Source organism: Pseudomonas sp. 2 (genome assembly GCF_056627435.1).
In genome coordinates this window covers 120,720-130,579 of the sequence record NZ_JBWXNG010000013.1, presented here as the reverse complement: position 1 = coordinate 130,579, position 9,860 = coordinate 120,720, and the positions used below count along the sequence as shown (strand labels likewise).

Here is a 9,860-nt window from a genome sequence, read left to right as displayed (position 1 = left end):
CCAGCAAACCGACAGTAAGGGAATCATGTGAAGTCTGTTCGCCGCAGCACCAAATGGCCGATGGTCGTACTGACCCTCGGCCTGTGTCAGGCAGGTATCGATACATCATGGGCCGAGGACGGTATCGATCCGGCCCTTCGCAGCATCAGCCCTTCAAGGCTTCAGGCAAAGCCGGACACAGAGCACAAGAAGAGCGCCACCGCGCAACGCAAGACACCCGCCTGGCCACAGGTGCCGGGCAACGACGCAACAGGGCAAGACACAGGCTCGGGCGGTGAAACCCTGGGCCTGCAACAGGCCGTGCGGCTGGCCGTGGACTGGCACCCCAGCATCAGCGAAGCCATCGGCACGCTGTATCAACAGGCCGAGGGAATCAACGTGGCCGAGGCTGGGTACTACCCGCAGATCTCCGGCGGCATCAAGGGCGGCTACAGCAGTGGCTACGGCAGCGATGCGGGCAGCCAGTCGGTGAGCATTTCCCTCAAACAGATGCTGTATGACTTCGGCAAGGTCGACAACGCCGTGGAGGCGGCCAAGGCCAGGGCGGCGCGCAGCCAGGCGAGCATTCTGCTGGCCATCGATCAGGTGGGGCGTGACACCGCGTTCGCCTACATCGAAGTGCAGCGCTACCAGCATCTGCTGGAGATCGCCCGCGAGCAGATCCACGGCGTGGGCGACATCGTCGAGCTGGCCAAACAGCGCAGCGACATGGGCGCCAGCACCCGCTCCGATGTGGTCCAGGCGCAGTCGCGGGTCGATGGCGCCATCGCCACCCTGCAGGAATACAAATCGCAATACGCGCGCTGGGAGATGACGTTGGCCAACCTGCTGGGGCGTCAGACCACGCCGCAGGTCAACGATTACTTCGACCCGGCGCTGAACCAGTCGTGCAATGCGCCGGTGATCACCGACGCGCTTCCAGCAGTACTCCAAGCCGTGGCCCAGCGCACCCAGGCTCAGGCCGAGCTGGCCCAGGCCAAGGCCGAGGCCTATCCGACGCTGTCACTGGAGCCATCACTGAACCAGTACCTGGACAACAATTACGACAACCAGAACCCGGCCATCGACCGCACCCAGGCGGCGATCTTTCTCAACCTGGAAGTGCCGATCTATCAGGGCGGCGCCATCAGCGCCCGCAGCCGCGCGGCGGGCTACGCGCTCAGCGCGGCAGACTCGGCCGAAGACGCCGCCAAGCTGCAAGCCCGCCAGGGCCTGACCGAATCCCAGGCGCAGACCTCAGGCCTGACCCGCCGGCTCAACTCGCTGGAGTTTCGCCAGAACAGCATCAAAGAGGCCCGCGAGCTGTACGGCAAGCAGTACCTGGAACTGGGCACGCGGCCCCTGCTCGACCTGCTCAACGCCGAGCAGGAAATCCATCAGTCGCGTTTCGATCTGGCCAATACTCAGGCCGACCTGCGCCGCCTGCAGATCGACTGCCTGTACAACAGCGGCGGCCTGCGTCGGGCCTTCGCGATCGATCACAGCACCATCCAGCATGTGGAGATCCTGCCATGAGCGATGCCATCGTCATCCCCAACGACAGCGCAGGCGACGGCAGCCGGCAGAACTTCGCGCCCTGGCTCGAAGCGGTGCTCAAGGTGGCGCGGCACTACAGGCTTGATGTGTCTCCGGAAAGCATTCGCCTGGCCTCGCTGCAAAACGAGGGGCGGGTCGAAGAAGTGGTCCGGCACATGGCGCGCCAGGCGGGCCTGAGCGTCAAGTTCGCCAGCTACGACCGCAAGAGCCTGAGCCGCTGGCGCACGCCGCTGGTGGTGCAGTTGCGCGACGGCCAGGTCGGAGTGATCGAAAGCGTCGGCGAACAAGGTGAATTGGGCATTGCCTACAGCGGCGATCAAGGCCTGCAGAGCCGCATCGACCCGGCAACCCTAGCCGAGCAGGCGCTGCGCACCGTGGTCCTGCGGCCCATTCAGCCGCTGAGCGACGTGCGCACCAACGACTACATCAAGCCCTACGACGAGCACTGGTTCCGGCGCATCGTGCTCAGCGACCTGCGTCCCTACTCCCAGGTGATGCTCGCCTCGCTGGTGGCCAACCTGCTGGGCATGGCCGGCGTGCTGTTTTCCATGCAGGTGTATGACCGGGTGATCCCCGCCGAATCGCTGCCGACCCTCTACGTGCTGTTCGGCGGCGTGCTGCTGGCGCTGCTGTTTGATCTGGTGATGCGCCTGATGCGTCTGCGCATCACCGACGTGCTGGGCAAGCGCGCCGACCTACGAGTCTCCGACCTGGTGTTCGGCCACGCCCTGCGCCTGCGCAATTCGGCGCGGCCCAAGTCCACCGGCTCGTTCATCTCGCAGCTGCGCGAGCTGGAACAGATTCGTGACCTGATCACTTCCAGCACCGCCACCGCGCTGGCGGACATGCCGTTCTTTCTGCTGTTTCTGCTGGTGTTCTACCTGATCGGCGGGCCGCTGGTGCTGATCCCCTTGCTGGCGGTGGTGGCGATGGTCCTGCCGGGCATTCTGGCCCAGCGCCGTCTGGCCCGGCTGGCCAACGAGTCGATGCGCGAAGCGGCGCTGCGCAACGCGATGCTGGTGGAAAGCGTGCAAGGCATGGACGACATCAAGGCGCTGCAGGCCGAGCAACGCTTCCAGCAGCAATGGAACCACTACAACGCCGTGTCGGCGGAAAGCAGCCTGCGCCTGCGCTCGCTGACCAACAGCCTGGTGGCCTGGACGCAGAGCGTGCAGGGCGCGGTATTCGCCGTGGTCATCGTCTGCGGCGCACCGATGGTGATCGCCGGCGACCTGACCACCGGCAGCCTGGTGGCCGCCTCGATCCTGTCGTCCCGGATGCTGGCGCCGCTGGCCCAGGTGACCCACGTGCTGACCCGCTGGCAGCAGGCCAAGGTCGCGCTGGAAGGCCTGAACCGGATCATGCAGATGCCGGTGGATCACCCCGAAGGCAGCCAGCGCGTACACCTGCCGGCGATTCGCGGCGACTACCAACTGCATCAGGCGGGCTTTCGCTACAGCGAAGAATCGCCCATGGCCCTGAGCGGACTGGACCTGAAAATCCGTCCTGGCGAGCGCATCGCCGTGCTCGGGCGCAACGGCGCGGGCAAGTCCACGCTGCTCAACGCCCTGGCCGGCGGCATGGATTTGAGCAGCGGCGAAACCACGTTGGACGGCATCGCCCTCGCCCACCTGGACCCCGCCGACCTGCGTCGCGACGTCGGCCTGATGTCGCAACAGGCGCGGCTGTTCCACGGCACCCTGCGCGACAACATCACCCTCGGCGCGGGCCAGGCCAGCGATCAGGAAATCATCGCCGCGCTGGCGGTCACCGGGGCGCTGGACTTCGTGCGCCAGTTGCCCAAGGGTATGGATCACCTGATTCTCGAAGGCGGACTTGGCCTGTCCGGCGGCCAGCGCCAGAGCCTGTTGCTGTCACGCCTGCTGATCCGCCAACCGCAGGTCTTGCTGCTCGATGAGCCGACCGCCTCGCTGGACGACATCACCGAACGCATGCTGCTGGACCGGCTGGCGACCTGGTGCCAGGGCCGCACCCTGATCGTCGCCACCCACCGGGTCAGCGTGCTGCAACTGGTCGAACGCATCATCGTGCTGGACAACGGACGCATCGTCATCGACGACCATCGCGACGCCGCCCTGGCAAGGCTGCGCCAGCCGCAAGGAGCAACGGCATGAAAGCCATGACCATTGAAACCACGCCGCGCCTGCCCGATCAGATTTCCTATCTGGATGGCAACGACGAGCGCAAGATCACCGGCGGCGTGCGGGTGATCTGGGGCTGCGCCTTGATGCTCGCCTGCTTCTTCATCTGGGCGGCGTTTTTCGAGGTGGTGGAAGTGTCCACCGGCACCGGCAAGGTGGTGCCCAGCTCGCGGGAGCAGAACATCCAGTCGATGGAAGGCGGCATCGTCAAGGAGATGAACGTCGCCGAAGGCGACCTGGTCGAGCGCGGCCAGGTGCTGGCGCAACTCGATGCGGTGAAGACCGAATCCAACGTCGGCGAAAGCGAGGCCAAGTACAAGGCGGCGCTGGCCAGCGTCAACCGGCTGCAGGCGGAAGTCAGCGACCAGCCGTTGAAGTTTGACAACTCGCTCAACGACTCGCCCGACCTGATCCGCTCGGAAAGCGAGCTGTACAAGGCCCGCCGCAAAGGCCTGGAAGATACTCTGGCCGGTATTCAGAGTTCGCTCAAGCTGGTGCGCAGCGAACTGGAGATCACCGAGAACCTGGCGAAGATCGGCGCGTCGAGCAAGGTCGAAGTGCTGCGCCTCAATCGCCAGCGTTCGGAGCTGGAACTGAAGGCTACCGAGGCGAAATCCGAGTACATGGTTCGCGCCCGGGAAGACCTGGCCAAGGCCAACGCCGAAGCGCAGATGCTGGTGGCGGTGATTCGCGGGCGCAACGACTCGCTGTCGCGCCTGACCCTGCGCTCGCCGGTGCGCGGGATCGTCAAGGACATCGAGGTCACCACCATCGGCGGCGTGGTGCCGCCCAACGGCCAGCTGATGCAGATCGTGCCGCAGGATGAACAACTGCTGATCGAAACCCGCATCTCGCCCCGGGACATCGCCTTCATCCACCCCGACCAGCAGGCCAAGGTGAAGATCACTGCCTATGACTATTCGATCTACGGCAGCCTGGACGGCAAGGTGGTGACCATCTCCCCGGACACCCTTCAGGACGAGGTCAAGCCCGAGGTCTTTTACTACCGGGTGTTCATCCGCACCAACTCTGACGTGCTGCGCAACAAGGCCGGCAAGACCTTTGCCATCGTGCCCGGGATGATCGCCACGGTGGACATCCGCACCGGCGAGAAAACCGTGCTCGACTACCTGATCAAACCGCTCAACCGCGCAAGGGAAGCCTTGCGCGAGCGGTGAATCGGAGCGATTCAGTCAGCGGCTGGCCAGGTGCACCGGCGCAGGTGTGGCCGGTTTGGCCTGGGCCAGATAGCGGTTCCACTCGCGGGTGATTTCCGCGTAGGGCAGGAAGATGCTCACCCGTGGCTGGCTGGCCAGATCCGGGCGGTGGATGGCCTTCAGATCGTCAGCCGAGAGAAACGCCACGGTGATGCCCACCACCTTGCCGTCCGCCGAGAACACCGGGCCGCCAGACATACCCTTGGCCACCGGGCCATCATGGGTGCCATACATCACACTGCCTTCGTTGGTGTTCAGACGCACCAGCGCTGGCAGCGTGTGGCCACTGCCCTTGACCGACATGTACAGCGAGTTGAACCCCACCGCCGTCACCGCTTCGCCCGGCTTGTAAGCGCGCCACAGCGGAACGCCGTCGGCCTTGTGCCGGAAGAACTGCACATCGCTGCGGCCCTGGTAGACCGATCCCGGAAGATAGGGAATGTGCTTGACCGTCACGGCGTAATCTTCATTCCACTGCACGGCGGTGCCCATCAGCATATAGGGCAACGGGCCGCCGGAATGAACGACGAAGGCCTGATCGAACACGGGATCCTGGGTAAACGCGGTGGGCATTCCATTGCATCCGCCAAGCAGCGCACAGGCTGCTACCAATGACGAGATGGCACGCATGTTGGCACACGAGGGATGAGTTGAAGACGGCGCAAATATGTCATTGCGCCATCATTGCAGCAATAGACTCAGACTACCGTTTGTCCGCATGCGATGCATTTAGCTTATTGGATCCAAGTATTGTGCATCGTTGGATTAAATTTTCTGCTTAAACCGGCAAATGAGCGTCAACGTCGGCAAAACTGCTAGTGTGTGCGATCAACCAACCCCTGTTGCCTTCCGTCAGGATGTTGCCATACGGACGGGCGCAACCGCAGAATCCGTCTGAACGGATACCTGAAAAACTAGGAGTGCCATGTTCGAATTCATCTTTCTCGCCCTGCTCATCGGCATTGGCGGCACCGCGCTGCTCGACCTCTGGGCGCAGTTGCTCAAGGCCACTTTGGGCCTGCCCACCCCGCCGTGGCATCTGGTCGGCCGCTGGTTCGCCGGCCTGCGCGAAGGCCGGTTCGTGAACCGCAACGGCATCGCCAATTCGCCTGAGGTGCCGAATGAGCTGCGCATCGGCTGGATTGGCCACTACACCGTCGGGGTGATCTTCGCTGCTGCGCTGCTACTGATCTGGGGCGTGCAATGGGCCCATGCGCCGACCTTCTTCCCGGCGCTGGCGGTGGGTCTGGTCACGGTGGGTGCGGGCTGGTTCATCCTGCAACCGGGCATGGGCGTGGGCATCGCTTGCAACAAGGCACCCAACCCGCCAGTGGCAAGGCTGCAGAATGTGGTGGGGCATGTGGTGTTTGCCATCGGCATGTATGGCACGGCGTTGCTGGTGGGGTAACAGCTGATTTGTGGGGCCGGGTTGCTGGCAAATTCAAACGACTTGGCCGTGTCAGGTACACCGCGTACGGAGGAAGACCAGGATCAAAGGCGTTCTTCCTAACGTCAGACCTGTTTCGACTTCGTCGAGTTACTTGAAAGGACCAAGTAACCAAGTCCTTCTGCTCCTGGTTGGGCCCGACTTCGTCGGGTCCCCTCTCTCCGGTCCCGCTCCGTGGGCCCGGCGTGAATGGGCCATCCATGGCCCACACGCCTCTCGCCGCATCCATGCGGCTCGACCCACTCCGCGAGACCTCCGTTCGGCCTGCACCCAAGTCGCGTTTTGTGGTGTCTGGACTGGCGCGTACGAAGATCAAAAGCCAAATCAAGAGCATGACGGCGACGCCTCTCCCGTAGCAGCACGGCTTGCCGCCGGGGCGATCTTGAGGGCGACCCGCGAGCAAGCTCGGCTGCTACGGTCCCGAGAACACCAGACATCCCGTAGCAGTCCGGCTTGCCGGCGATCTGGCGCGCAGCGGCAGTAAAATCAGGCGACTTGGTTGTGTCAGGTATACCGTGTGCACAGGGTTTGCTGCCGCTTCGCGCCAGACCGCCGGCAAGCCGGACTGCTACGGGGGGCGGCGTTAGACGTGAGCTTTTGATTTGGTTTTTGATCTTCGTGCGCAAATCCCACAAACGACACAAAACGCGACTTGGGTGCAGGCCGGAACGCAGGCGTTGCGGAGTGGGTCGAGCCGCATGGATGCGGCGAGAGGCGCGTTGGGCCATGGATGGCCCTTTCGCGCCGGGCCCACGGAGCAATGCCTTCGTTTCGGGAAGTCCGACGAAGGAGGACCCAAACCAGGAGCAGGACACCTTGGTTACTTGGGTGTCTTTTCCAAGTAACTCGACGAAGTCGAAACAGATCTGACGTTAGGAAGAGCGCTTTTGACCTTGATCTTGATCTGGATCTCACCCACCTACCCCCAGATCACCGCCGTTTCAACCGATCAACAATCGGCGCAGCACAGCGCCCTCATGATCGCTGTCGCCGGCAAGCCGGACTGCTACGGGATGTTGTTTGATTCAGATGACTTAAAGCGTCCCCACCAACCGCCCGACCTCGGCCATTAGCGCATTGATCTGCTCGGCACTGGCCTTTGAATGGGTGTAGTAAACGGTGACGATCACCGGCTTGCGCTTGGGCCGCCACACCACCGCCACATCGTTGCTGGCGTTGTTGCTGCCGGAACCGGTCTTGTCGCCCACCCGCCAGCCCTTGGGCAAGCCGGCGCGCAGTTTCTGATCGCCGGTCCTGTTGCTCACCAGCCAGGCGATCAACTGATCCCGCGAGGCCGGTGACAACACATTGCCGTAAATCAGCGTACGCAGGCTGTGCAGCATCGCCACCGGGGTGGTGGTGTCCTGCAGGTCGCCGGCGCGGTTCTCGTTCAGTTCGGGTTCACGTCGGTCGAGCCGGGTCACTTCATCGCCCAGCGAACGCAACCAGGCCGTCAATGCCGGCGGGCCACCCACGCTGTCCAGCAGCAGGTTGGCGGCGGTGTTGTCGCTCAGGGTGACCGCTGCTTCGCAGATCGAGCCGACGCTCAACCCGCCCTCCCCGGTGTGTTTCTCGGTGATCGGCGAATACGGCACCAGCTGTTCTTTGCCGTAGACGATCAGTCGCGAAAGGTCTTCCTGGTTGCGGTCGACACGCACCAGCACGAACGCCGCCAGCAACGCCTTGAAGGTGCTGCACAGGGCGAAGCGCTCGTCGCCGCGCTGGGTAATCAGTTGCTGGCTGCCGGTGTCGAGAATCGCCACGCCCAGCCGCCCGCCATGACGGCGTTCGAGCTCGGCCAGTTGTTGTTCGATCGACGGGTTGGATGAGGCGCCGGTCTCGGCCGCCAATGAAGTGAGGCTGTACAGCGCGGGGATCGCCAGGAGCGAGCCACCGATCAGGTTTCTTCGGGAAATCAAGACACACGTCCTTGTAAAGGCAGATGAACGACGCCGGTTACCACCAACGGCAGCCGTCTGCGGCGGCTGCCATCACAGGCTGATGCTCGGCTCAGGCAGGCACGCCCAGGATGATATACGATGCCTTGATCACTGCAGTGGCGTCGACGCCAGGCGCCAGGCCTAGCTCGGTCACCGCTTCGCGAGTCACAATAGCGTAGACCTCGGTGCCGCCGGCCAGGGTGATGATCACTTCGGCATTCACCGCGCCATCGCTGACTTTGCTGACCTTGCCCTGCAGGCTGTTGCGCGCCGACAGACGAAAGCCTGCGGCATCGGTCATGACCATGACCCACGGCGCCTTGATCAGCGCCACCGCTTCCTTGCCCACGGCCAGCCCCAGGCTCTTGACGCTTTGCAGGGTGACCACGGCCACCAGCTCTTCACCGCCCGGCAGGGTCAGGACGACTTCGGCGTTGACCGCACCTTCCTGAATCTGCTTGACGGTGCCTTTGAATACATTGCGGGCGCTGACTTTCATGTCGTGCTTCCTGATGATGAGGTGTCGAGAATCGGCGGCCATGGTCGAACCGAGCGTCATGTCATTTCAACCATAGCGCTCAATTTTCTGACTCAAAAGTCAGGCCAGCAGATCCTCATAAAAGGCGCCATAAGGCTTGCTTGGGTGGGCAATCTGAATTTCCAGAATCCACAGGCCCGGGTTGGGCACGGCGTCGAAATCACCAAGATTGCCGCCGCGATAGATCGCATGTGGGAAGTCGCAGACCCGGTGGCCCTTGATCTCAAGGTTGAGCTTCCAGCCCATGGCCGTGGCCTGTTCCTCAGCGAAGCGGTACAGCTCGACGCCCTGCACCTGGCCACTCTTCCAGCGTTGTTCAACCACATCGAACAGGGTTTTGGCCGCCTTGGCGCAGGCCTGCATTTCCGGGTCGCTGCCCGTGGTGAAGGTCGCCCCGGCATCGCCTTCATGGCCTTGCCACACAGCGCCCATGTCGATGAAGTAAATGTCGTCTTCGCCCAGCACCGGATCGCCTTCGGAGCGCTGCTTGAAGGTTTTCAGGGTGTTGGCGCCGAAGCGGATCAGCATCGGGTGCCAGATGCGCTGGGTGTCGAGTTCGGCCAATGCCTGCTTGCCCGCCGCCACAGCCTCGGACTCCAGCATCCCCGGCTTGATGCGTTGCGACACAAGCTCGATGGCTTTCCAGGTCATGGCCTGGGCGTGGCGCATGGCCTCGATGTCGTAAATCGCCCCGACCGCTTCCTTCGCTGCTGCGTTCATTTCTTCCTCTTGTGTGTTGCCTGCCTGATATCGCTATGACATTTACTACATAGCGATCACAGCGGCAATCACTGATGCCGACTCAGGCCTGAAACCGAACGCACCCAACTGATCAGACGCAGGGTCGCGGGGTTGTCCTGCTCTTCATGGTCGGCGGCCAGTTCGCCGGCCAACGAGGCCAGGGATTGAGGCAGCAGCCACGACACTTCCTGCTCGGACGTCTGGTACTGGTTGGGGTCGTCTTCTTTCTCGAAAGCGGGCCAATGATTCATCGCAAACACTCCTGCACACGCATGGATG

Annotated in this window: 9 protein-coding genes; 4 read left to right on the top strand and 5 right to left on the bottom strand. The window is 63.1% G+C overall.

Translation table 11 applies throughout. The features are described from left to right. The first annotated feature begins 27 nt into the window (after positions 1 to 27). Genes AC1MEK_RS21110 through AC1MEK_RS21100 form a run of 3 tightly spaced genes read left to right on the top strand, consistent with a single transcriptional unit; the run spans position 28 to position 4,876 of the window. Positions 28 to 1,515, top strand: coding sequence for a TolC family outer membrane protein (locus AC1MEK_RS21110; RefSeq protein ID WP_480398214.1), 1,488 nt, complete (start codon positions 28 to 30; stop codon positions 1,513 to 1,515). Next, a complete protein-coding gene (locus AC1MEK_RS21105; protein WP_480398213.1) occupies positions 1,512 to 3,671 on the top strand; it encodes a type I secretion system permease/ATPase in 2,160 nt (719 codons plus the stop codon). Before AC1MEK_RS21110 ends, AC1MEK_RS21105 begins: the two co-directional genes overlap by 4 nt. 5 nt (positions 3,672 to 3,676) lie before the next feature. Then, the gene (locus AC1MEK_RS21100) at positions 3,677 to 4,876 is read left to right on the top strand and encodes a beta-barrel domain-containing protein (RefSeq protein WP_480398266.1); all 1,200 of its coding nucleotides are present in this window, start codon (positions 3,677 to 3,679) and stop codon (positions 4,874 to 4,876) included. Between the two features lie 15 nt (positions 4,877 to 4,891). On the opposite strand, the gene AC1MEK_RS21095 is transcribed toward AC1MEK_RS21100, so the two are convergent. After that, positions 4,892 to 5,488, bottom strand: coding sequence for a trypsin-like peptidase domain-containing protein (locus tag AC1MEK_RS21095; RefSeq protein WP_480398212.1), 597 nt, complete (start codon positions 5,486 to 5,488; stop codon positions 4,892 to 4,894). A 352-nt stretch (positions 5,489 to 5,840) separates the two neighbouring features. Here AC1MEK_RS21095 and AC1MEK_RS21090 point away from each other — a divergent pair, with 352 nt between their 5' ends. Next, a complete protein-coding gene (locus tag AC1MEK_RS21090; protein ID WP_480398211.1) occupies positions 5,841 to 6,323 on the top strand; it encodes a DUF2938 domain-containing protein in 483 nt (160 codons plus the stop codon). 1,073 nt (positions 6,324 to 7,396) lie between these two features. Here the strand turns inward: AC1MEK_RS21090 and bla are convergent. From bla to AC1MEK_RS21070, 4 genes are all read right to left on the bottom strand, one after another. Then, complete coding sequence (bla, locus tag AC1MEK_RS21085) at positions 7,397 to 8,281, bottom strand: class A beta-lactamase (protein WP_480398210.1); 885 nt, start codon at positions 8,279 to 8,281, stop codon at positions 7,397 to 7,399. Positions 8,282 to 8,372: 91 nt separating this feature from the next. Beyond that, a complete protein-coding gene (locus AC1MEK_RS21080) occupies positions 8,373 to 8,801 on the bottom strand; it encodes a TOBE domain-containing protein (protein WP_480398209.1) in 429 nt (142 codons plus the stop codon). Between the two features lie 99 nt (positions 8,802 to 8,900). After that, complete coding sequence (locus AC1MEK_RS21075; protein WP_480398208.1) at positions 8,901 to 9,560, bottom strand: M24 family metallopeptidase; 660 nt, start codon at positions 9,558 to 9,560, stop codon at positions 8,901 to 8,903. Positions 9,561 to 9,628: 68 nt separating this feature from the next. Continuing rightward, positions 9,629 to 9,832 carry a hypothetical protein gene (locus tag AC1MEK_RS21070; RefSeq protein WP_480398207.1) on the bottom strand — a complete coding sequence of 68 codons (204 nt, stop codon included), beginning with the start codon at positions 9,830 to 9,832 and terminating at the stop codon, positions 9,629 to 9,631. Positions 9,833 to 9,860 lie beyond the last annotated feature (28 nt).

Bases quoted from the DNA above. Each gene is read 5' to 3' on its own strand.
- AC1MEK_RS21100 (WP_480398266.1), top strand. From the start codon at position 3,677: ATGACCATTGAAACCACGCCGCGCCTGCCCGATCAGATTTCCTATCTG.
- AC1MEK_RS21095 (WP_480398212.1), bottom strand. From the start codon at position 5,488: ATGCCCACCGCGTTTACCCAGGATCCCGTGTTCGATCAGGCCTTCGTC.
- AC1MEK_RS21090 (WP_480398211.1), top strand. From the start codon at position 5,841: ATGTTCGAATTCATCTTTCTCGCCCTGCTCATCGGCATTGGCGGCACC.
- AC1MEK_RS21105 (WP_480398213.1), top strand. From the start codon at position 1,512: ATGAGCGATGCCATCGTCATCCCCAACGACAGCGCAGGCGACGGCAGC.
- AC1MEK_RS21075 (WP_480398208.1), bottom strand. From the start codon at position 9,560: ATGAACGCAGCAGCGAAGGAAGCGGTCGGGGCGATTTACGACATCGAG.
- AC1MEK_RS21080 (WP_480398209.1), bottom strand. From the start codon at position 8,801: ATGAAAGTCAGCGCCCGCAATGTATTCAAAGGCACCGTCAAGCAGATT.
- AC1MEK_RS21070 (WP_480398207.1), bottom strand. From the start codon at position 9,832: ATGAATCATTGGCCCGCTTTCGAGAAAGAAGACGACCCCAACCAGTAC.